19 protein-coding genes are annotated in these 21,124 nt (G+C 70.6%); 8 read left to right on the top strand and 11 right to left on the bottom strand.

The features are described from left to right. Positions 1 to 3 precede the first annotated feature (3 nt). Positions 4 to 918 carry an SDR family oxidoreductase gene (locus ABZX79_RS10330; protein WP_355254184.1) on the bottom strand — a complete coding sequence of 305 codons (915 nt, stop codon included), beginning with the start codon at positions 916 to 918 and terminating at the stop codon, positions 4 to 6. A gap of 90 nt (positions 919 to 1,008) precedes the next feature. Here ABZX79_RS10330 and ABZX79_RS10325 point away from each other — a divergent pair, with 90 nt between their 5' ends. Continuing rightward, positions 1,009 to 1,938 carry a cyclase family protein gene (locus ABZX79_RS10325; RefSeq protein ID WP_355254182.1) on the top strand — a complete coding sequence of 310 codons (930 nt, stop codon included), beginning with the start codon at positions 1,009 to 1,011 and terminating at the stop codon, positions 1,936 to 1,938. A gap of 264 nt (positions 1,939 to 2,202) precedes the next feature. On the opposite strand, the gene ABZX79_RS10320 is transcribed toward ABZX79_RS10325, so the two are convergent. The 4 genes from ABZX79_RS10320 to ABZX79_RS10305 all read right to left on the bottom strand — a co-directional run bounded on the left by ABZX79_RS10320 (position 2,203) and on the right by ABZX79_RS10305 (position 6,439). Then, complete coding sequence (locus tag ABZX79_RS10320) at positions 2,203 to 2,670, bottom strand: ATP-binding protein (protein ID WP_355254180.1); 468 nt, start codon at positions 2,668 to 2,670, stop codon at positions 2,203 to 2,205. 454 nt (positions 2,671 to 3,124) lie between these two features. After that, on the bottom strand, positions 3,125 to 4,039 hold the full coding sequence (locus tag ABZX79_RS10315) for an acyl-CoA dehydrogenase family protein (RefSeq protein WP_355254178.1): 915 nt from the start codon (positions 4,037 to 4,039) through the stop codon (positions 3,125 to 3,127). 7 nt (positions 4,040 to 4,046) lie between these two features. Beyond that, positions 4,047 to 5,219: an acyl-CoA dehydrogenase family protein gene (locus ABZX79_RS10310; RefSeq protein ID WP_355254176.1), complete on the bottom strand. Its 1,173-nt coding sequence runs from the start codon at positions 5,217 to 5,219 to the stop codon at positions 4,047 to 4,049. After that, positions 5,219 to 6,439 (bottom strand): amidohydrolase family protein, encoded by a 1,221-nt coding sequence (locus tag ABZX79_RS10305; RefSeq protein ID WP_355254174.1) that lies wholly within the window; start codon positions 6,437 to 6,439, stop codon positions 5,219 to 5,221. Before ABZX79_RS10305 ends, ABZX79_RS10310 begins: the two co-directional genes overlap by 1 nt. A 151-nt stretch (positions 6,440 to 6,590) precedes the next feature. Between ABZX79_RS10305 and ABZX79_RS10300 the strand changes: the two genes are divergently transcribed. Beyond that, positions 6,591 to 8,159, top strand: coding sequence for an AMP-binding protein (locus ABZX79_RS10300; RefSeq protein ID WP_355254172.1), 1,569 nt, complete (start codon positions 6,591 to 6,593; stop codon positions 8,157 to 8,159). Positions 8,160 to 8,187: 28 nt separating this feature from the next. Here ABZX79_RS10300 and ABZX79_RS10295 read toward each other — a convergent pair whose 3' ends face one another. Together ABZX79_RS10295 and ABZX79_RS10290 are read right to left on the bottom strand one after the other, a co-directional pair. Then, the gene (locus tag ABZX79_RS10295) at positions 8,188 to 8,709 is read right to left on the bottom strand and encodes an EF-hand domain-containing protein (RefSeq protein WP_355254170.1); all 522 of its coding nucleotides are present in this window, start codon (positions 8,707 to 8,709) and stop codon (positions 8,188 to 8,190) included. A gap of 41 nt (positions 8,710 to 8,750) precedes the next feature. Then, positions 8,751 to 9,125 carry an STAS domain-containing protein gene (locus tag ABZX79_RS10290; protein WP_355254168.1) on the bottom strand — a complete coding sequence of 125 codons (375 nt, stop codon included), beginning with the start codon at positions 9,123 to 9,125 and terminating at the stop codon, positions 8,751 to 8,753. A gap of 239 nt (positions 9,126 to 9,364) precedes the next feature. On the opposite strand from ABZX79_RS10290, the gene ABZX79_RS10285 reads away from it, so the two are divergent. Both ABZX79_RS10285 and ABZX79_RS10280 read left to right on the top strand, forming a co-directional pair. Continuing rightward, positions 9,365 to 9,952 carry a sigma-70 family RNA polymerase sigma factor gene (locus ABZX79_RS10285; RefSeq protein WP_355254166.1) on the top strand — a complete coding sequence of 196 codons (588 nt, stop codon included), beginning with the start codon at positions 9,365 to 9,367 and terminating at the stop codon, positions 9,950 to 9,952. Between the two features lie 149 nt (positions 9,953 to 10,101). Then, positions 10,102 to 11,319, top strand: a complete 1,218-nt coding sequence (locus ABZX79_RS10280) for a maleylpyruvate isomerase N-terminal domain-containing protein (RefSeq protein WP_355254164.1) — start codon at positions 10,102 to 10,104, stop codon at positions 11,317 to 11,319. Positions 11,320 to 11,336: 17 nt separating this feature from the next. On the opposite strand, the gene purU is transcribed toward ABZX79_RS10280, so the two are convergent. Both purU and ABZX79_RS10270 read right to left on the bottom strand, forming a co-directional pair. Then, positions 11,337 to 12,227: a formyltetrahydrofolate deformylase gene (purU, locus tag ABZX79_RS10275; RefSeq protein WP_355254162.1), complete on the bottom strand. Its 891-nt coding sequence runs from the start codon at positions 12,225 to 12,227 to the stop codon at positions 11,337 to 11,339. A 28-nt stretch (positions 12,228 to 12,255) separates the two neighbouring features. After that, positions 12,256 to 12,702, bottom strand: coding sequence for a hypothetical protein (locus ABZX79_RS10270; RefSeq protein ID WP_355254310.1), 447 nt, complete (start codon positions 12,700 to 12,702; stop codon positions 12,256 to 12,258). Between the two features lie 171 nt (positions 12,703 to 12,873). Between ABZX79_RS10270 and ABZX79_RS10265 the strand changes: the two genes are divergently transcribed. Then, the gene (locus ABZX79_RS10265) at positions 12,874 to 14,208 is read left to right on the top strand and encodes an ABC transporter substrate-binding protein (protein WP_355254308.1); all 1,335 of its coding nucleotides are present in this window, start codon (positions 12,874 to 12,876) and stop codon (positions 14,206 to 14,208) included. A gap of 93 nt (positions 14,209 to 14,301) precedes the next feature. Here the strand turns inward: ABZX79_RS10265 and ABZX79_RS10260 are convergent, their stop codons facing one another. Both ABZX79_RS10260 and ABZX79_RS10255 read right to left on the bottom strand, forming a co-directional pair. Beyond that, positions 14,302 to 16,008 (bottom strand): hypothetical protein, encoded by a 1,707-nt coding sequence (locus ABZX79_RS10260; RefSeq protein WP_355254160.1) that lies wholly within the window; start codon positions 16,006 to 16,008, stop codon positions 14,302 to 14,304. 198 nt (positions 16,009 to 16,206) lie between these two features. Next, entirely contained in the window at positions 16,207 to 17,592 is a 1,386-nt protein-coding gene (locus ABZX79_RS10255) for a transcriptional regulator (RefSeq protein WP_355254158.1), read from the bottom strand. Positions 17,593 to 17,932: 340 nt separating this feature from the next. Between ABZX79_RS10255 and ABZX79_RS10250 the strand changes: the two genes are divergently transcribed. From ABZX79_RS10250 to ABZX79_RS10240, 3 genes are read left to right on the top strand one after another with little or no spacing between them, the layout of a single operon-like run. Beyond that, complete coding sequence (locus ABZX79_RS10250; protein WP_355254156.1) at positions 17,933 to 18,610, top strand: bifunctional DNA primase/polymerase; 678 nt, start codon at positions 17,933 to 17,935, stop codon at positions 18,608 to 18,610. A 44-nt stretch (positions 18,611 to 18,654) separates the two neighbouring features. Continuing rightward, positions 18,655 to 19,476: an ABC transporter ATP-binding protein gene (locus tag ABZX79_RS10245; RefSeq protein WP_355254154.1), complete on the top strand. Its 822-nt coding sequence runs from the start codon at positions 18,655 to 18,657 to the stop codon at positions 19,474 to 19,476. Continuing rightward, positions 19,473 to 21,107 carry a transporter gene (locus ABZX79_RS10240; RefSeq protein WP_355254152.1) on the top strand — a complete coding sequence of 545 codons (1,635 nt, stop codon included), beginning with the start codon at positions 19,473 to 19,475 and terminating at the stop codon, positions 21,105 to 21,107. The genes ABZX79_RS10245 and ABZX79_RS10240 overlap by 4 nt, the downstream gene beginning before the upstream one ends. Positions 21,108 to 21,124 lie beyond the last annotated feature (17 nt).

Genomic DNA, 21,124 nt, shown 5'->3' with positions numbered 1-21,124 from the left:
CCGTCACGCGTTGGGCCGCGCCTTCCTGGACGCCGCCTCAGCCATCGCCTCCACCCGCGCCAGCATCGGCATCGGATCCACCCCCACCGTCCCCGGCAAAAAGTCCGCGATCCGCTCCGGCGTCCACGCCCCGCCCTCCGCGTACCCCGCCCGCAATTCCCTCGGCTGCGCCCACACCGCGATCTTCGGACCGGCGACCGTATAGACCTGCCCGGTGATCCCTTCTTCCCGCGCCCGCTCGGAGAGCAAATACACGACGAGCGCCGCCACATCCTCCGGCTCCCCGATTTCCTTCAGCTCCATCGGTACGTTCGCGGACATCCGCGTACGCGCCACCGGAGCCACCGCGTTGGCCGTAACCCCGTACTTGTGCAGCCCGAGCGCCGCGCTCCGCACGAGCGAGATGATCCCGCCCTTCGCCGCGCTGTAGTTGGCCTGGGCGACGCTCCCCTGGTGGTTGCCGCTCGTGAAACCGATCAGCGTCCCGCCCCCCTGCTTCCGCATCACCGCCGACGCCGCCCGAAAGACCGTGAACGTCCCCTTCAAGTGCGTCGCGATAACCGGATCCCACTCCCCCTCCGCCATGTTGAAAAGCATCCGCTCGCGCAGAATCCCCGCGACGCACACCACCCCATCCACCCGCCCGTACCGCGCCAGCGCCACATCGACGATCCGCTGCCCGCCCGCCATCGTCGAGACGTCGTCCGCGACAGCGACCGCATCGCCGCCCGCCGCCGCGATCTCCTTCACCACCGCCTCGGCGACTTCACTCGTCGGCTCCGAGCCCTCCATCGAGACGCCGTAGTCGTTGACGACGACGCGCGCCCCCTCGGCCGCGCAGGCCAGAGCCACCGCCCGCCCGATGCCGCGCCCGGCACCTGTCACGGCGACGACCTTGCCTGCCAAGAAGTTCCCCACGTCCGGCCCCTTCCCGAGGTTTCTGACGGACCGTTAGATTTTAGGCGCACCCAGTCGCCCGAGCACAAGCCCCGAGCACGAGGAGGCCCCATGTCACTGCCGGCCGAGTTCCACGACATCGCCAAGCGCGTGAACAACTGGGGCCGTTGGGGCGCCGAGGACGAGATCGGCACCCTCAACCTCATCACCGACGAAGTCGTACGCACCGCCGCCACCACCACCATCCGCACCGGCCGCCGCATACCCCTCGCGCTCCCCCTCGACCAGGACGGCGTACAGACAGGCCTGATCCCGGGCCGCGTCAACCCGCTCCACTCCATGGTCCAGATCAACCAGGAGCTCTTCGGCCCCGGCACCGTCGCCACCAGCGACGACGCCGTGACCATGGGACTCCAGGCAGCCACCCACTGGGACGCCCTCACCCACGCCTCGCACTCGGGGAAGATCTACAACGGCCGCCCGGCCTCCACCATCACCCCCCACACCCGGGCCCGCTTCAGCGGCATAGACAAGGCGCGGCACGTCGTCTCACGCGGCGTGCTGCTCGACGTGGCCCGCGCGCACGGAGTGGACCGGCTGGCCGGGGACCACGCGGTGACGCCGGATGACCTCGAAGCCGCCGAGGAGCTGGCGCGTACGACCGTCCGGGCCGGCGACATCGTTCTCGTACGGACCGGGCAGATCCAGGTCTACCTCGCGGGCGACAAGCACGGCTACGGCTACCCGTCCCCGGGCCTGTCCATCCGTACGCCCGAGTGGTTCCACGCCCGCGACGTCGCCGCGGTCGCGAACGACACCCTCACCTTCGAGATCTTCCCGCCGGAGATCGAGAACCTGTGGCTGCCCGTACACGCCCTCGACCTCGTCGAGATGGGCATGCTCCAGGGCCAGAACTGGAATCTGGAAGCCCTGTCCACAGCGTGTGCGGAGGAGGGGCGGTACGCCTTCCTGCTCTCCGCGATGCCGGAGCCGTTCGTCGGGGGAACGGGCACCCCGGTCGCCCCCGTAGCGATCCTCTGACCTGTGGCCTCTGCCCCCTCAGGGGTGTGAACAGCCGGGTGGCGACGCACTCCCGCACGCCCCGAGCGCGGCACAAGGGCCACCACCCGGCTCCGGCGTACAGGCCCTGCCCCCCATGCCCTCGAAGAGCTGACGCCGAACCACGACCCGCACTCGCCAAGGACAACACAGCTCAGATCCTCGGCGTCCCCTCGCAGCGAATCGCCTCGTCCAAGGGTCATCAGACCATCACGAACCGTCAACACCTGACCGGGGATTTGCTACTTATGCACTATTTGTGACAGCGCACGACGGCTCATACGCAGTCGTCTCGTACGCCCCCGATGCAACAACGGGCGCCCCCCGGTCCACCTCGCACCAGATCCGCTTGCCCGCCCCCTCGGACTGCCAGCCCCAACGGTCGGCGAGGCCGTCGACCAGCTCCAGCCCCCGCCCGTTGGTGTCGTCGCCGTCCGCGTGCCGGGGCTTCGGCGGGCGGGCACTGGCGTCGGCGACCTCGACCCGGACCGTGCCGTCGGCGGCGGTGCCGAAGAGCATGCGCAGCACGGCCGGACAGCCCGTATGCACCACCGCGTTGGTGACCAGTTCCGAGATGAGCAGGATCAAGGTCTCGGCCAGCGGTTCATCGACTCTTATCCCGGAGCCGGCAAGCCGCGAGCGGGCCCACCTCCGAGCGCGCCCCACCTCGGCGGGGTCGGCCCCTACCTCCAACTGCACCTGAAGCACCTGCACCGCTCACACCATCCGAACCGGCGGACACATCGCCTCGCGTCTCCACAGGGTCACGGAACGTGATTCCCTTATGGGACAGCATGGTTGACGTACAGTCACCGCAACAAGCGCTTCGGGCATATTCCAGCGCGAAGGAGTACGCGTGGTGCATACTGTGCGACGCACGCTGCGGGGAGTCGAACAGGGGCGCGCACAGCGCCTCCGCACGGCGCGAGCGGCGCACATCTCGCGGCCCGCAGTCGCCACCAAGGCAACGCCGGGACAGCTGCGCATCACAACCACTCGCATCCCACGGAGGGTACCGGAGCGCACCCCCGACTCCGGCCCGTGACGAGTCACGCGAAGGACACAACCCGATATCGACGGACGGTAATCGCTCACCAGTCGCAGGATTGAGTAACCGCCCGTTTACGCACGACCACAGAACGCACATCAGACCTCCCGTTCTTCTCCGTCACAGCAGCGCCGCCGCCAGCGTCTCCGTCGCGTCCCCTGCCGTCTGCCACCGCTCGGCACGCACCCACGCGCGCTTCAGATGCAGGTGTACGTCGGCCTCCCAGGTGAAGCCCATGCCTCCGTACACCTGGAGGCAGTCACGGGCGTTACGGACCGCCGCCTCGTCGGCGAGCAGCTTGGCCCCGGCGATCTCCACCGGGTCACCGGTCACCGCGGCCCCGTACACCGCGCCGCGGGCCACCTCCGCACGTACCAGCATCTGCGCGCACAGCTGCTTGACCGCCTGGAAGGCGCCGATGGGCCGACCGAACTGTTCGCGCTCGCGCGCGTATTGGACGGCTGCCTCAGTGGTACGGGCCGCGCTGCCGAGCTGTTCGGCGGCGGTAAGAAGGGCGGCCTCGGGAACGGTCCCGGGAACGCTCTCAGGAACGTTCCCGGGCACGCGCCCCGGAGCGTTCCCGGGCACGCGGTGGAGCGGCGTCAGCGGGTCCACGGAGCGTACGGGCACGGCCCCCGAAGCGTTCCCGAGAACGTGATCGGACGCGTCCAGCCACTCCACCAGTTCGCCGTCCACCCTCGTCACCACGCTCTCGCCGGTGGCCGCTCCCACAACCGTGCCGGCCGCGAGGTGCGTGGCCACTAGGGGGCCCGGGAGCAGCGCGCGGCCCGCCTCCTCGAAGGCGAGGACCGCTTCGGGCAGGCCGAGGCCCACTCCGCCGTCCTCCTCGGGCAGCCGCAGCGCGAAGAACCCGGCGTCGCCGAGCTCCCGCCACAGCTCCCGGTCCAGGGCGTCCGGGCCCCGGCCCGGCTTGTCGACCGCCGCCCGCAGCCGCTCGCGCCCGAAGCGCCTTTGGAGGAGTTCCCGTACGCCCGCCCGGAGCGCACGCTGGTCGTCGGTGAGACGGAAGTCCATCGTTACGTCAGCGCCCCTTGGGAAGGCCGAGGATGCGCTCGGCGACGATGTTCTGCTGGATCTGGGACGTGCCCGCGGTGATCGTGTACGAGAGCGACGACAACCGGTCCAGGGTCCAGTCGTGCGACAGGTCCAGGGAACCGGGGCCGAGTACCCGCGCGGCAGCGTCGTACAGCTCCTGACGGGCGTGCGAGTAGCGCAGCTTGAAGAGGGAACCGCCGTTCCCGGGAACGCTCTTTTCGCTTCCCGTGTGCTGCGCTTCGCTGACGTTCCACTGGGTGAGCCGCCACAGAGCGGTGAATTCGGCGTTCAGGCGCCCCAGGGTGCGGCGCACTTCCTGGTCGTCCCAACGGCCGTTCCCGCGAGCGGCCGCGGCGAGTGCCCGCAGCGTGCGGCGGCAGGCGACGACCTCGCCGACGAAGGCCGTGCCCCGCTCGAAGGAGAGGGTGACCATGGTGACGCGCCAGCCGTCGTTCTCGTCCCCTACGCGGTGGGTGACCGGTATGCGCACTTCGTCGAGGAACATCTCCGCGAATTCGGCCGTTCCCGTGAGCGTTCGCAACGGTCTTACGGTCACCCCCGGAGCGTTCATCGGCATGGCGAGCCAGGTGATGCCCCGGTGCTTGGGAACGTCCGCGCTCACCGCCTCGGTGCGTACCAGCAGCTCGCACCAGTCGGCGACCTCCGCGTGCGAGGTCCAGATCTTCGATCCGGTGACGATGTACGTGTCCCCGTCCCGCACCGCCCGGGTGCGCAGCGACGCGAGGTCCGAGCCGGCGTCCGGTTCGCTGAAGCCCTGGCACCAGACCTCGTCGCCGCGCAGGATCGGCGGCAGCCAGCGTGCGTGCTGTTCCCGGGTTCCTTCGGCGGCGATGGTGGGTCCCGCGTGCAGCAGGCCCACGAAGTTCGCGCCGACGTAGGGCGCCCCGGCCAGCTCGGTCTCCTCCAGGAAGATCAGATGCTGTGTGGGGGTGGCGCCGCGCCCGCCCGCGTCGGCGGGCCAGTGCAGCCCCGCGTACCCGGCGTCGTACAGCCGGCGCTGCCACGCCGTGTCGTACGCGCGCCGTCCCGGCCAGTCCAGCGGGTCGGGCCGGGGCGGCAGACCGGGCAGCGTGGCCGCCAGCCACTCGCGCAGGCGCGCCCTGAAGTCCTCTTCCTCCTCGCTGTAGGTGAGGTCCATCAGCGGGCGCGGGCGGCGGCGGGGACGCGGTCGCGGTCCAGGTCGAGGCCGAGCATGCGGATGGCGTTGCCGCGCATCAGCTTGTAGACGGTCTCGTCGTCGAGGCCCTTCACGTGATCGAGCGCGACTTCCTTCGTGTGCGGGAACGTCGAGTCGACGTGCGGATAGTCGGTCTCGAAGGTGGCGTTGTCGCGGCCGACGACGTCCAGGGAAGCGACGCCGTGCTTGTCGCGGAAGAAACAGCAGAACATCTGCCGGTAGTAGTACGTCGAAGGGGGCTCGGGGATCAGGTCCCGGACGCCGCCCCACGCGCGGTGCTCCTCCCACACGTCGTCGGCGCGCTCCAGGGCGTACGGAATCCAGCCCATCTGACCCTCGCTGTAGGCCAGCTTGAGGCGCGGGAACTTCACCAGTACGCCGCTGAAGAGGAAGTCCATCATCGAGGCCATGGCGTTGTTGAAGCTGAGGGCGGCCTGGACCGCCGGCGGGGCGTCCGGGGAAGCGGCGGGCATCTGCGAGGAGGACCCGATGTGCATGTTGACGACCGTGCCGGTCTCCTCGCAGATGGCGAAGAAGGGGTCCCAGTGGCCGGAGTGGATGGACGGCAGTCCCAGGTACGTCGGGATCTCACTGAAGGTGACCGCCCGTACGCCCCGTTCCGCGTTGCGTTTGACCTCGGCGACGGCCAGGCCGATGTCCCACAGCGGGATGATGCACAGCGGGATCAGCCGGCCCCCGCTGTCGCCGCACCACTCCTCCACCATCCAGTCGTTGTACGCGCGCACGCAGGCGAGGGCGACCTCTTTGTCGTGCGCTTCCGCGAAGGTCTGCCCGCAGAAGCGGGGGAAGGTCGGGAAGCACAGGGAGGCCTCGACATGGTTGAGGTCCATGTCGGCGAGCCTCGCCTTGGGGTCCCAGCAGCCTCGCCGCATCTCCGCGCGGGTGATGCCCTCCAGGGTCATGTCGTCGCGGTCGAAGCCGACGGCGGCGATGTTGCGCTTGTACGGGAACTTGAGGTCCTCGTAGATCCACCAGTCGGTGGGCGGGCCGTCGGGATCCATCGTGATCCGGTACTTGCCCGCCACGTAGGCGAGGTCACCGATTCCGGCGGTCAGCGGCTTGGGGCCGCGCTCGCGGTACTTCGCCGGAAGCCAGGTCTCGAAGAGGTGCGCCGGTTCGATCACATGGTCGTCGACGCTGACAATCCGAGGCAGTTCCATGGTGTGTCCTCCGGCGTTCGCGATCCCGCGTTTCTGATGACCCGTCAGATATCAGGCTAGCCCCGCGCCCCTGGACCGACAAGGCGCAGCGCCCTACGCTCTCCGGACAATCTGACTGTCCGTCAGCTTCGTCAGCTGTGAGGGGACTGCCGTGACCGACACCGCGACCGACACCGCGCACGCGCTGAGCGCCTCCCGTACGCTCTGGGAACTCGTCGACCGCCGCGCCACGCTCACACCGCGTCGGCCCGCGCTGCTCCAGGACGACGGCGTCGACGGCGTCGACCGCGCCCTCACCTTCGGCGAGCTCAGGGACCGCGCCGAGCGCGTCGCGGCGGGGCTGTACGGGCTGGGGGTGCGCCCCGGAAGTGTGGTCGCCTGGCAGCTGCCGACCAGGATCGAAACGGTGCTCCTGTCCGTGGCCCTGGCCAGGCTCGGCGCCGTACAGTCGCCGGTCATCCCGTTCTACCGGGAGCGCGAAGTCGGCTTCGCGCTGCGGGAGTCAAAGGCGGACTTCTTCGCGGTCCCGGGACAGTGGCGCGGTTTTGACCATACGGAGATGGCGCACCGGCTCGGCGCGCGGGGCGTTTTCGAGGCGTACGGGAACGTTCCGGACGGGGACCCGGGAACGCTCCCGGAGCCGCCTTCCGACGGCACCACGGTTCGCTGGATCTACTGGACCTCAGGGACGACGTCCGACCCCAAGGGCGTCCTGCACACCGACCGTTCGCTGATAGCGGGCGGCTCGTGCCTGGCGCACACTCTGCGGCTGTCCCAGGACGACATCGGCTCCATAGCGTTCCCGTACGCGCACATCGGCGGCCCGGACTATCTGGTGATGCTGCTCCTGTACGGCTTTCCCGCCGTCCTCTTCGAGCACTTCGCGATGCCCGCCGCGCTTGACGGCTACCGCAGGCACGGCGTCACGGTCGCGGGCGGGTCCACCGCCTTCTATTCGATGTTCCTGACCGAGCAGAGAAAAGACCCGTCCCACAAAATCGTCCCCACCCTGCGGCTGCTCGCAGGCGGCGGGGCGCCCAAACCGCCGGACATCTACCACGCCGTCGTACGCGAGATGGGCTGCCAGTTGACCCACGGCTACGGCATGACCGAGGTCCCGATGATCACGATGGGCGCCCCGGACGACACCGCCGACCACCTGGCGACGACGGAGGGCCGGCCGCCCGCGGGCATGGAGATACGCATCACCGCCGAGGACGGCACGCCCCTGCCGACGGGCACCGACGGGGAGGTGCGGCTGCGCGGCGAAGCCGTGTGCCGGGGCTACCTGGAACCGGCCCACGACGCTGCCGCCTTCGACCAGGACGGCTTCCTCATCACCGGTGACGTCGGGCACCTCACCGCGACCGGCCATCTGGTGCTCACCGGGCGGCTGAAGGACATCATCATCCGCAAGGGCGAGAACATCTCGGCCAAGGAGATCGAGGACCTCCTCCACCGGCACCCGGGCGTGGCAGACGCGGCCGTGGTGGGACTGCCGGACGCGGCGCGCGGCGAGCGGGTGTGCGCCGTCGTCGAACAGCCCCCTGGCGCCGCACCGCTGACCCTGGAGGAGGTCACCGCGTATCTGCGGGCGCAGGGGCTGTCCGTACACAAACTGCCCGAGCAGCTTGAAGTCGTGGACGCGCTGCCGCGCAACGAGACGCTGCGCAAGGTCCTCAAGTACAAGCTGCGTGAACGCTATTCACAGGCCCAGTAGGGCCCGTGGGCCAGTAGGCCCGGCAGGCCTACGCTTCCGGTCCGGGTGTCGTGTAGTACGCGGCGAAAGAGGTCAGGATCTCTTCCTCGCTGATCAGTCCGTCACCGTCCGCGTCGAGCGCCGCCGCGACGGCCTGCGCTCTGTCCCCCGCCACACCCAGCACGCGCAGGACCCGCCCCGCTGCCTGCGGAGTTACGCCCCCGCCGTCCGCCTCTGCCGCTACGGCGATCGCCGCGTGCAGGAACGGGCGGGCGATCTCGGCGAACCGCTGTGGGTTGTCCGCCAGCCGCTTCACCGCACCCGTGACGAACTCCTCACGGGTGACCCGCTGGTCGCCGTCCACGTCGGCGATACCGGCCATGCCCTGCCAGAAGGCCTCGGCCCCCATGTAGAGCGCCTGCCCCTTGTCGCACCGGGCCGTCGTCCCGAACTCGGCCAGCAGGGCCGCCGCGGCGGCGCTGAAGTCCTCGCGGTCGATGTATCCGTTGCCGTCCTGGTCGAAACTCGCGAAACGGGCTGCTGTCTTGCGCTCGTACTCTGCGCTGTCCATAGGGGGGAGGGTACGACGTGGGCGGGCCAACCGAAGCATTCTCAGGCGGAGAGAGCCTGCGCTTTGTCGTCCGCGGCCGTGGCCACGTCGGGATAGACCTCGAAGAGGCGGCGTACTCCGAGGGCGGCGAGCACCCGGTTGACGAGCGAACCGTCGACGGATCCGCGAGCGGGCAGTATCAGCCGCAGCTCGCCGCCGCAGGAGTGCATCAGGCGGCGGGCGGCGATCATGACGCCGACCCCGCTGGAGTCGCAGAAGAAGACCTCGGAGAGGTCGAGGACCACGCGGTGGCGGCCCTTCGCGACGGCGTCGTGAACGTGCTGGCGGACCGCGGGGGAGGTCACCAGGTCCAGCTCTCCGGAAACGTGCAGTACGGCCCAGGCGTTGTGCTCGGCCTCGATCACCTTCAGCGTCACGCGTCTGGACCTTTCGTTCTGCTGATGCGGAAGTAGTGCTTCCATCTCTCGCGGCTGCCCCGCCGCACTCCCATGAAACACACCGTCTTGGAGAGGCCGGAGGCCCGATCATTATCATCCCGGCGCCGGGGCGCGGACTCACTTACCGTAAAGGGGCATGCGTTGTCAGTGGGTCGCACTACATTCGAAGGAAGTGACGAGGGGCACACGGTGGGCAGGCGCACAGGGTTGGGGGCCGCATGGCGAAGGACGCACCACCTCGCTGGGACCGCAGGATGCAGCAGCGGCTCGCACGCGGCGAGGCGGCGGCGCTCGGTGAGCTGTACGACAGGTTCGCCTCGCTGGTGCACAGCCTGGCCCACCGGGTGCTCGACGACGACGCGGCGGCCGACCAGATCACGCGCGAGGTGTTCGGCTATGTCTGGGAGAACCCGGACGCGTACGACCCCAAGCAGGGCTCGATGAGGTCCTGGGTGGCCAAGCTCACTCACCGGCAGGCCGTGCACCGGCTCCGGCAGACCGAGGCGGCGGCGCTGCGGGACGGCGGTGGCGACGGCACATCGGAGGAGCTGGAGCAGAAGGTCCGCAGGGCGTCGGCCGCCGCCCGCGCGGACTACATCGTGACGTCGATGCCGGCGCCGCTGCGGGCCGCGCTGGAGCTCGCGTACTTCCAGCGCAGGGACTACCGGCAGACGGCGGCCGACCTGGGAGTCACCGAGGACGAGGCGCGCAGGCGGCTGCGGCTCGGGCTGCAACTGCTGTCCACGGCGAACCCGCGCTACCAGGACGGGCTCTCGTCCCCGCCCGGATACGGACAGCACCGGTGAGCGGGGGACGCGGACCGACCGGGCCGATCGGCTCGACCGGCCCCGAGGGCAGCGGTCCGGACCCTCGCGACGGACCGGAGGGACCGCATGGAGCAGGCGGGCCGCACGGACCGGACGATCCGCACGGTCCGGGCGGTCCGGGCGGTCGCGTGCCGCCGGAGGGCCGGGCTCCGCGCATACCGTCACCCAGAGCGGCGGCGGACGACCGCGAAGTGCTGGAGTCCGCTTCCCCACCGCCACCCGCCCCGGCCGTCCCGGCCGTCCCGGCCGCCCTTTCCCACAGTGTGCTCAAGTCGCTGCTGGGCGCCTGGGCCCTGGCCGCGTGCTCGTCCGACGAGACCAAGGCGGTCGAGGACCACCTCACCGAGTGCGCCCCCTGCGCGGACGAGGCGCTGCGGCTGCGGGACGCGGTCGGTCTGCTCCACGCCGAGCGCAGCCTCGACCTCGACCCGCTGCTGCGCAACCGCGTGCTCGACGGCTGCCTCGGACGCAGGCCCGCCCGCATCCCCGTCCCCGGCTGGGCCACACCGTACGACGCCGAGACGGCGCGCCTGGACGCCCTGCTGCGGGACATCGGCGACGCGGAATGGCACGCTCCGGTCCGCCTCAAGTGGTTCACGGGCGAGGAGGCGACGTACCGCAAAACCACCGTCGCCGGGGTCATCGGCCACCTGATGAGCGTCGACGGCCTGGTCGCGAAGGCGCTCGGCCTCGACGATCCGCTGGGCGCGGCAGGACCCGTAGCACCTGCGGAGCGCACCGAGTCGTACTGGCGCGGCTCCCACTTCCCGCCGACCCGCACCGTCCGCGAACCCTGGCGCGAGCAGAGCCACGCCCTGATCCGCACGGTGTCCTTCGCGGGCCGCGGGGTGGCCGAGCTCTCCGTGTCGTACGGCGACTTCTCCCTGCCCCTGCGCGACGCGCTGCTGGACCGGGCGTTCGAGTGCTGGGTGCACGCGGGGGACATCGCGGACGCGGTGGACTATCCGTACGAACCGCCGGCCGCCGCGCATCTCAACAGCATGATCGACCTGGCCGCGCGGCTGATCCCGGCCACCCTCGCGGCCCGCCGCAGGGCAGGTCTCGCGGCCCCGTCCCAGAGCCTGGTGACCGCGGGGTCGCCCGGCCGCTCGCTCCACCTGGAGATCGAGGGGGCGGGCGGCGGCGACTGGTACATCGCGCTGGACTCCCCTGCGGCGGTCGGCTCCCCCGCCCACCAGGTGGCCCATGTCGCTCTGGACGGCGTCGAATTCTGCCAGCTGGCATCGGGCCACGTACCGCCCGAAGAGGCGGCGGCGGGCCAGAACGGCGACCGGGAGGCCATCCGCGACGTGCTCTTCGCGGCGGCGTCACTGAGCCGCCTGTAGCCGCGACCGGCAGGCGCCTACGCGAAGACCACCGTGCGGCGGCCGTTGAGCAGCACGCGGTGCTCGCTGTGCCACTTCACCGCCCGCGCCAGCGCCTGGCACTCCACGTCCCGCCCGATCGCCACCAGCTGCTCCGGCGTCACGTCGTGGCCCACCCGCTCGACCTCCTGCTCGATGATCGGCCCCTCGTCGAGGTCGGCCGTCACGTAGTGCGCCGTCGCCCCGATGAGCTTCACACCGCGCGCGTGCGCCTGGTGGTACGGCTTCGCACCCTTGAAGCTCGGCAGGAAGGAGTGGTGAATGTTGATGATCCGGCCGCTCAGCTGCTTGCACAGGTCGTCCGAGAGGACCTGCATGTAGCGGGCGAGGACGACCAGCTCGACGTTCTCCGAGCGTACGAGCTCGAGGAGCTGCGCCTCCGCCTCCGCCTTGTTGTCCCGCGTCACCGGAATGTGGTGGAAGGGAATGTCGTACGAGCCGACCAGCTCGGCGAAGTCCGTGTGGTTCGAGACGACCGCCGCGATCTCCACCGGCAGGGCGCCGATCCGCGTCCTGAAGAGCAGGTCGTTCAGGCAGTGCCCGAACTTGCTGACCATGAGCACGACCCGCATCCGCTGCTCCGGGCGGTGGATCTGCCAGTCCATCCGGAAGGAGTCACCGATCGCGGCGAAGCTGGCGCGCAGCTTCTCTACGGTCACCGGGGCGTCCGCCGTGAAGTGGACCCGCATGAAGAACAGACCCGTGTCGTGGTCGCCGAACTGCTGGCTGTCCTCGATGTTGCAGCCGGTCATGAAGAGGTAACTCGACACGGCGTGCACAATGCCCTTTTTGTCCGGGCAGGAGAGGGTGAGGACGTACTGGTCCGGGGAGGACCGGTCTGACGAAGGGGCGGGGCGCGGGTCGCTCATGCCCCGAGGATTCCATATCCGGCGGGGGTCAGGCCGCTCTGGTCAGAATCCGGATGACCTCGAGCGTGCGTGGCGCCGTGTCCGGATCCTCGCCGTCGTTGGCCGCCAGCCGTACGTGCGCCTCGCGGGCCGCCCGTACCGCTTCGGGCCAGGCGTGGTGTTCGAGGTACGCCGACACGGGCGCGTCCGCACCCACCTGATGCATGATCTTCAGCACCCGCAGGACGGCGACGTCGACGAGCGACGCCTCCTGGGAGTCCCGGAATATCGTGCCGACGTACTTCTCGGCCGACCAGTTGTCCAGCCAGGTGTCCTCCACCAGCCGGTACACGGCATCTGTCACGTCTCCGTAGCCCTCGAGACCTGCCAGCCAGCACTCCTGCTGGAAGACGGGGTCGGAGAGCATGTGCAGCGCCGATCGCACGTTCGTGCGCCAGCGCCACCAGGGCATGTCATTGAGCGGCATGCCGCCCATGGTGGGGGAGCGACGGCCGCGACGGGAAGAGTTCACCGAACCTTGCACGGTTGCAGATCGTACGTTCCCTGACAGGACGGGCGTACGGCACCCCGTAATTCACCTCGATGTCACCGCGCGTTGAGACATGCTCACTCCCCCGTTACCCATGGGGCGGAAGCGTGCATGCACATGACCGGACGGCGAAGCCATTTCTCCACCCGCCCATTCCTCTCGAAGGCCGCGACGTTAATCGCCACGGCCACGGCAACGGCGGTCGGGGCGTCGCTGCTGACCGGATGCGGAATGCTCCCTGGGGCCACGGGGGGCTCCAGGGAGCCCATAACCGTCATGACGTGGGCCCCGGTGGGCACCTCGGCCACGAACATGCCGGGCATGCCCGCCATGGCGGAGGCCTACGCCCGCTGGGTCAACGCGAACGGCGGCCTCGCGGGCCACGAACTCAAGGTCCTCACCTGTAACGAGCGCAACAACACCGTCGGCGCGGCCAAGTGCGCCAAGCAGGCCGTACGCGAGAACGCCATCGCGGTCGTCGGCTCGTACAGCCAGCACGGCCGGGCCTTCATGGCGCCGCTGGAGGTCGCCGGCATTCCGTTCCTCGGCGGCTACGGTGCGTCCGACCAGGAGTTCACCAGCCCGCTGTCGTATCCAGTCAACGGCGGCCAGCCGGCTCTCCTCGCGGGCAACGGCAGGCAGCTCGCCCGCGACTGCGACCGCGTGTCCCTGGTACGCCCCGACACGGTCGCCGGTGACGGCCTGCCGATACTCCTCGGTTCCGGCCTCGCGGAGGGCGACCGTAAAGCGCCCACCGACATCCGGGCGGCGGAGGACGCGAACGACTACACCGCGTCGGCCCGGCAGGCACTCACCAGCGCGGGGGCGTTCGACGCGTACCGGAGCGGAAAGGGCTGCGTCACGGCGGTTCTCGGCGACCACACGGAGACCTTCTTCGACTCGTTCCGGAGACTGGAGTCCGAGGCCCCCAGGGAAGTCGGTGTCGCGTCGGTCCTCGGAAGCGTCGGACAGCCGCTCCTCGACCGTACGGGCGGCAAGGACGGGCCCTTCGAGGGCGCGTACGTCACGGGCTGGTACCCGGTGGCGAGCGACGCGCGCTGGAACCCGATGCGCGAGGTCATCAAGGAACACGCCTTCGCCGACAACCGCATCGACCCGGCCGAGCCCGGGGTGCAGACGACGTGGATCGCGTACACCGTGCTCAAGGCGATCATCGAGTCGCTCGCGAAGGGCGGCGGGGACGGCGACACGGACAGCGTTTCGGCGTCCGACGTGGTCGGGGCGCTCAACCGTGTCGAAGGAGTCGACACGGGCGGCCTCACACCCACCCTCAGCTGGCGTCTGGAGCACATGCTGGCTACACGGGACTTTCCGCGGATCATCAACAGGGACGTGACGTTCCAAGTGGTGCGCCGGGGGCGGCTGGTGTCCGTGAAGGAGGGCTTCGTGGACGTGGGCGACACGCTGGTACAGGCGCCTTCTGCGGGCTGATCGGGCTGCTCGGCTGAGCGCGCTGATTTCGCGGGGCGGGAGAGGGAGGGGCCGGCGCCGAGTCGGTGCCGGCCCCCCGCCCGTCCACTGCCGTCAGAGCTGCGTGGCGTCGCGCTCCGTCAGGCCGTAGCGCTTCGCGATGTCGTTCCACATGCCGACGGCTTCCTTCTTCGCCTGTGACGCCTTGCCGCTCTCGCGGTTGCCCGCCTGCTGCTGCGGCGTCTCCCGTGCGTGGCCCTTCTTGCAGCCCTTCTTGCCCGCGACCTGGTCGGCCCAGGCCGCGTAGTGGTTGTCGGCCGCTTCCGACGCCTTCCACGCGGTGGTGAGGGAGGCCGACAGCTCCGCGTGCTTCGGCAGCTTGTCGACGGTCAGGCCCTTGAGGCGGGTCACCAGTTCGTTGCGCTGCTTGGCGGCGGCTCGCAGATCGCTCGCCGCCTTCGGCAGGTTCTTGCAGGTCCTGATGGTCTGGACGGCGCTGATCACGGAGGCGCGGCTGTCGTTGCTGTCCGCGAGCAGCGCGTCGAGCGACTCGGCCTGCGGCTTGGCGGGATCCGCGGCGGCCTGCGGCGACGCGTCGCCTCCTGGCGAACTCGCCGCTGCGACCGGCTTCTTGTCATCGGTCTTCTCGTCGTCGCCACTGCTGAGCAGCGCGCCCGCGCCGAGACCCAGTACGGAGCATCCGACGACGACGGCCGCGATCAGGACCAGCGGCGAGTTGCGCCGCCGCGGGGCGGCCCCCGAGGGAGCCACGGACGTCACGGGACCCGTGGGCGCCGGGGGCCCGGCCTGGGACGCGTTACGGCGTGCGGCGCGGCCCTGGGGCGCGGCTCCGAACGGGGGCTGCTGGTACTGCTGGTGCGGGGGCTGCGCGTTCAGGGGCGGCATCTGCTGCGTGGGGTTCGCCGGCGGCGCGGCGTCGGCCCGGAAGAGGTTGTCGAACTCCGCGGGCGGCTGCCGGTCTTCGGGGGCGCCCGGGCGGATGCCGTAGGGCGCGCCGGAGGGCGCCTCAGGCGCGCCCTGGGCGTTCGTGACGGGCGGGAGGTACTGCGTGGCGTCAGCGTCGCCCGCCGGGGCTCCTGCGGGCGCGTTCTGGTGCCGGCCGAGGAACTGCGTGGAGTCCGCCGGGTTTTCGGGCGGCAGGGCGCCAGGGCCTGTCGGCGGCACGTACGGGAGGTACTGAGTCGCGTCCGCGTCGGCCGCCGGGGCTCCGGCAGGGGCCTCCGCGGGCAACGGCAGGGGCTGTGCCTGCGGCTGGGGCTGCGGAGCGCCGTACTGCTGCTGACCGGGCTGCTGAGGCGCGGGCTGGGAGCCGTACTGCTGCTGGGGCTGCTGCTGTACGGGCGGCTGCGCGCCGTACTGCGGGGCCTGCGGCTGCTGCTGCGCGCCGTACTGCTGCTGCGCCCCCGGCTGCGGCTGCGACGGCGGCAGGGCGCCGGGCTGCTGCGGCGGCAGGGGCGCTCCGGGCTGCGGCTGCGGGGCGCCGTACTGCTGCTGAGGCGGCTGCGGCGCTCCGTACTGCTGCTGCGGTGCCGGCTGCTGGGCGCCGTAGTGCTGCGTCCCGTACTGCGGGGCCTGCGGCGGCTGCGGAGCGCCGTACTGCTGCTGAGGCGGCTGCGGAGCAGCGGACTGCTGCGGCCCCCACGGCTGGCCCCACGGCTGTCCACCCGCCGGAGCCACCTGCTCCTCGGGCGCCCCGGGTATCCAGGGACCGCTGCCGTCCGCGGGCAGCACGACACCTTCGTGCGCGGGCGGCCGCGCGGCGGGAAGCCGCGACTCGTCACCCTGTCCGCTCTGCGTCACCGGGACTCCTACGTGTGGACGTATGTGTGGACCTACGGAACCGTCGGTTCACGCTACCGGGTGACACCACGCCTCTGCCACGCGCCCACGGTCCCCACACATGCCGCCCGGGGCCCGGCGGGCAGCCCTGTAACAAGAAGCGCCCTTAAGACGCTGTTAAGGGCCGCCCCGGTACGCCGCTCCGTACACCCCGTCTCCCTACGCCGCCTGGATTTCCATCCGGGCGCCGAATTCCCGTACCGCTGGTTCGTCGCGGTACGGCGTGAGTCGCTGCTGGAAGTCCTCCAGATACTCCGCTCCCCGGTTCGACCGCAAGGTACTCAGCAGCTCCACCGCGCGTGTGCCCGTGTGGCAGGCCTGCTCGACCTCGCGCTGCTGGACCTGCGCCGTGGCCAGTAGGACGAGCCCGATCGCCCGCCGCCGCGCCCGCGTGTCCGGATGGCCGTCCAGCGCGTCCTGGGCCCGCCGGGCCGCCGCTTCCCCCTGTCCCAGATCGCGGTGGCAGTGGGCGAGCTCGTCCGACAGATAGGCGTGATCGAAGTGCGCGATCCACACGGGGTCGTCGCCCGTGTCTTCCTCGGTACGCTCCAGCGCGGCCAGCGCCCTGCCCGCCATCTGGTTGCATGCCCGCGCGTCCCCCATGAGCGCGTGCCCGCGTGCCTCCGCCGCGCAGAACATCGCCTCCGCGCGGGGCGTCACCTGCCCCCGCGCACCCTCCTGGGCGGCCCGCGCCAGCTGCGCGATCTCGCGCGGGTTCCCGAGCTGGGCGGCCAGGTGGCTCATGGACGCGGCCAGTACGTACCCGCCGTAGCCGCGGTCGCCCGCCGCCTGGGCGAGCCGCAGCGCCTGGATGTAGTAGCGCTGGGCGAGCCCCGGCTGGCCTGTGTCGACGGCCATGTAGCCCGCCAGTTCCGTCAGCCGCGCCACTGCCGCGAAGAGGTCCCGGCCGACCGATTCACGGTACGAGCCGGAGAGCAGCCCGGACACGACGCTGTTGAGGTAGTGGACGACGATCGGCCTGACGTGTCCGCTGCCGAAGCGGTGGTCGAGGTCCACGAGGGCGTCCGTCGTCGCCCGTACCGCCTCCACGTCCGACGCGCCGACCCGCCCGCCGCCCGACGTTCTGGCGACCTGGGTGTCCGCTCCCGTGATCAGCCAGTCGCGGCTCGGCTCCACGAGCGCCGAGGCGGCGACCGTCGAGCCCGACAGGAAGTCGCGGCGCCCCACGTCGCTGCGCCACAGCTCGCAGACCTGCTCGATCGCACCGAGCACGGTCGGCGAGAACTGCAGGCCGATTCCGGAGGCCAGGTTCTTGCCGTTGGCCATGCCGATCTCGTCGATCGTGACCGTACGGCCGAGTTTGCGCCCGATCGCTTCCGCGATGATGCCGGGAGCCCGCCCGCGCGGCTGCTGTCCACGCAGCCAGCGGGCCACCGATGTCTTGTCGTACCGCAGGTCGAGGCCGTGTTCGGCGCCGCACATGTTGACGCGACGGGCGAGCCCGGCATTGGAGCACCCGGCTTCCTGAATGAGCGCCTGCAACCGTTCGTTCGGCTGGCGGGCGACGAGAGGCCTGGCTGCCATTGACTACCCCCTGGTGCCGCAGTGGTCCGTGATTCGTGGTCCGTTGGTCGTGAGTCGCGAGTCGTGAACTGATCACGCCGGTCACGTTGATCACTGCCCGGCAAATATGCAGAGAATGCCGAGAATGCAGAACATGCCGGAAGAGACGGTATTGACAGCCTTTTGACTGTCATTCCCGGGCATTCCCGAGCTTCCACACCACTGGCTACCCACCCGCCGACGCACAGCCGCATGCGCGCCCCCGCCCATGCACCGATGCGCCCCGCGTGCAGGATCGATGTTCCTCGGCAAGGCACCCCCACGCCCGTAACCCAAGGTGACGGCGGGAGTTGAGTTGTTCGTGGAAGAGACCATCGGAGTCACGGATGCCGCCCAGATCCCCAAGCAGCGCGGCGATCAACTGCTGGACAGCGCCGTGCGGTACGCGGAAGAACGGCACTGGGACGTGTTCCCCGGCACCTGGCTGGAGGCGGACGAGGGCGTCGAGCGCTGCTCGTGCGGCGTCCCCTCCTGCGCCTCGCCCGGCGCGCACCCCGCCACCGCCGACTGGGCGTCGCAGGCGACGGGCAGCGCGACCGCGGCGCGCCGCATGTGGTCGAAACAGTCGAGAGCGTCGATCCTGCTGCCGACGGGCCGTTCCTTCGACGCCCTGGACGTTCCCGAGTCGGCCGGCTTCCTGGCGCTGGCGCGCATGGAGCGCATGAACCTGACGCTCGGGCCGGTGACCTGCACGCCCGACCGCCGGATGCTGTTCTTCGTACTTCCCGGCGCCGGAGCCAAGGTGCCCGATCTGGTACGGAAGTTGGGCTGGACGCCGACGGCGATCGACCTGGTCACCCGGGGCGAGGGCGACTACGTCGCGGCGCCGCCGACCCGGCTCGGCGGGATGGGCGCGGTGCAATGGGCGCGCCGCCCCACCCCGGCGAACCGGTGGCTGCCCGACGTGGAGGAGCTCATCAGTCCGCTGGCGTATTCCTGCGGGCGAGAGGCAGCAGCGGCGCGCACACGCCGACCGTAGTGTGTTCCCCGTAGCGGCACGGGGACACCGAGAGGTTGTGCGACATGCCTGACAAGGCAGTGGGATCAGAAGAGGCGGGCGGAGCGCACACGGCGCCGCCCGCCGCCGTACGTGTAGAGGGCCTGTGGAAGCGCTTCGGTGAGCAGATCGCCGTCGGGGGCATCGATCTGGAGCTTCCCGCGGGCAAGTTCATCGGCCTGGTCGGGCCGAACGGCGCCGGGAAGACCACCACCCTTTCGATGGTCACCGGGCTGCTGCGCCCCGACGCGGGGACGGTCCTGGTCGGCGGGCACGACGTGTGGCAGGACCCGGTCGCGGTCAAGGCCAGGATCGGCGTACTGCCGGAAGGACTGCGGCTCTTCGAGCGGCTGTCGGGGCGTGAGCTCCTCGCGTACTCCGGGCGGCTGCGGGGGCTGCCCGGCGCCGAGGTCGACAAGCGGGCGACGCAGCTCCTCGACGTACTGGACCTGGCGGGGGCTCAGCACAAGCTCGTCGTCGACTACTCGACGGGCATGCGCAAGAAGATCGGCCTCGCCGCAGCCCTGTTGCACAACCCGGAAGTGCTGTTTCTGGACGAGCCCTTCGAGGGTGTCGATCCCGTGTCCGCGCAGACGATCCGTGGCGTGCTGGAGCGGTACACGCTGTCCGGCGCGACCGTCGTCTTCTCCAGCCATGTGATGGAGCTCGTCGAGTCACTGTGCGACTGGGTCGCGGTGATGGCGGTCGGCCGTATTCGCGCCCAGGGAACGCTCGCGGAGGTACGCGGCGACGCGCCCACTCTCCAGAACGCCTTCCTCGAGCTGGTCGGTGCGAACAGCCGGGACAGTGGGGAGAGTCTGGACTGGCTCGGCGGCGGCGCCCGATGAGCGCGGGCGTCACGACCGTTCCCGGGAGCGACGCTTCCGCTGTTCCCGGGATCACGTCCGTCTTCGTACGGCTCAAGCTGTCACTGCTGCGCAATGGGCTGCGGCAGTCGTCCGGCCGCAGGACGGCGTACATCCTCTCCGGTGTGCTCGCGCTGCTCTTCGCGGCGCTTCAGCTGATCGGTCTTGTCGTGCTTCGCGGGAACGAACACGCGACGACCGTGGTGGTGCTGCTGACGGCCATTCTCGGGCTCGGCTGGACCGTGATGCCGCTGTTCTTCCCCAGCGGCGACGAGACGCTCGACCCGACCCGCCTGGTCATGCTGCCGTTGCGGCCGCGCCCGCTGATCCGGGCACTGCTGACGGCGTCGCTCGTCGGGATCGGACCGCTGTTCACGTTCTGCCTGGCCCTGGGGTCGGTGATCGCCGTGGCGCACGGCGCGGCGGCCGCGGCGGTCGGCGTCCTCGCCGTGGCACTGACGCTGCTGCTGTGCCTGGCGCTGGCGCGGGCCGTGGCTGCGGCGAACATCCGGCTGCTGACGAGCCGTAAGGGCCGGGATCTGGCCGTGCTGAGCGGCCTGGTGATCGCCGTCGGCTTCCAGGTGGTCAACTTCGGCGCCCAGCGGCTCAGCACCGCCGGCGGCCTCTCGCGGCTCGACCCGGTCGCGGACGTACTGAGCTGGGTGCCGCCCGCGTCGGCGATAGGCGCGGTGGACGCGGTGAGCGACGGGGCGTACGGCCGTGGAGCGGCACAGTTGCTGCTGGCCGTGGTGGCGCTGGCGGGGCTGCTGTGGTCCTGGGAGCGCAGTCTGGTGAAACTGATGACGTCACCGGACGGCTCGACACTCCAGGCCGCGGAGCCGGCCCGCAAGGAGTCGTCGCCGGGACTCGGCGGCCGGTGGCTGCCCGGCGGGCGTACGGGCACGGTGATCGAGCGCAGTCTGCGGTACGTGTGGCGGGATCCCAAGACCAAGGCCGCCTGGGTGACTTCGCTGGTGATCGGTCTGATCGTGCCGGTGTTCAACGCGCTCCAGGGAACGGGCACGATCTACTTCGCGTGCTTCGCGGCCGGGATGCTCGGCATCCAGATGTACAACCAGTTCGGCCAGGACACCTCGGCCTTCTGGATGGTCGCCATGACGATCTCCACGCCGCGGGACGCGTACGAGGAGTTGCGGGCCCGGGCCCTGGCGCTGTTGGTGGTCACGCTCCCGTACTCGACGCTGGTCACCGTGGTCACGGCGGCGCTGGTGGGCGACTGGCGGGCCCTTCCCGAGGCCCTCGGCCTGTCGTTCGCGCTGCTCGGCGCGATGCTGGCGACGGGGGCGGTGGCTTCGGTGCGCTTCCCGTACTCGATCCCGCAGGGCAGCACACACAAGAACGTCGCGCCGGGCCAGGCGGGTCTCGCCTGGATCTCCATCGTCGGCGGCATGATCGCGGCGGCGCTGCTGTGCGCGCCGCTGATCGCGCTGACGATCTGGCTTCATGTGGCCGACGCACAGGACTGGTTGTGGCTGGTGCTACCACTGGGCACGGCGTACGGCGCGCTGATCTCCTGGGCGGGCGTGCGCTGGTCGGCACCGCAGGCAGCGGCGCGACTCCCGGAGATCCTGACGGCGGTAAGCAAAGGCTGACCCTGGCACGCCGCTTG

Source organism: Streptomyces sp. NPDC002994 (assembly GCF_040611155.1).
In the GTDB taxonomy this organism is placed as follows: domain Bacteria; phylum Actinomycetota; class Actinomycetes; order Streptomycetales; family Streptomycetaceae; genus Streptomyces.
The sequence above is the reverse complement of the archived record's forward strand: the minus strand, read 5'-3'. Positions and strand labels throughout refer to the sequence as shown.

Coding starts and splice junctions, on each gene's coding strand:
- ABZX79_RS10325 (WP_355254182.1), top strand. CDS start 1,009: ATGTCACTGCCGGCCGAGTTCCACGACATCGCCAAGCGCGTGAACAAC.
- ABZX79_RS10315 (WP_355254178.1), bottom strand. CDS start 4,039: ATGGACTTCCGTCTCACCGACGACCAGCGTGCGCTCCGGGCGGGCGTA.
- ABZX79_RS10310 (WP_355254176.1), bottom strand. CDS start 5,219: ATGGACCTCACCTACAGCGAGGAGGAAGAGGACTTCAGGGCGCGCCTG.
- ABZX79_RS10305 (WP_355254174.1), bottom strand. CDS start 6,439: ATGGAACTGCCTCGGATTGTCAGCGTCGACGACCATGTGATCGAACCG.
- ABZX79_RS10295 (WP_355254170.1), bottom strand. CDS start 8,709: ATGGACAGCGCAGAGTACGAGCGCAAGACAGCAGCCCGTTTCGCGAGT.
- ABZX79_RS10285 (WP_355254166.1), top strand. CDS start 9,365: ATGGCGAAGGACGCACCACCTCGCTGGGACCGCAGGATGCAGCAGCGG.
- purU (WP_355254162.1), bottom strand. CDS start 12,227: ATGAGCGACCCGCGCCCCGCCCCTTCGTCAGACCGGTCCTCCCCGGAC.
- ABZX79_RS10270 (WP_355254310.1), bottom strand. CDS start 12,702: ATGGGCGGCATGCCGCTCAATGACATGCCCTGGTGGCGCTGGCGCACG.
- ABZX79_RS10265 (WP_355254308.1), top strand. CDS start 12,874: ATGACCGGACGGCGAAGCCATTTCTCCACCCGCCCATTCCTCTCGAAG.
- ABZX79_RS10255 (WP_355254158.1), bottom strand. CDS start 17,592: ATGGCAGCCAGGCCTCTCGTCGCCCGCCAGCCGAACGAACGGTTGCAG.
- ABZX79_RS10245 (WP_355254154.1), top strand. CDS start 18,655: ATGCCTGACAAGGCAGTGGGATCAGAAGAGGCGGGCGGAGCGCACACG.
- ABZX79_RS10240 (WP_355254152.1), top strand. CDS start 19,473: ATGAGCGCGGGCGTCACGACCGTTCCCGGGAGCGACGCTTCCGCTGTT.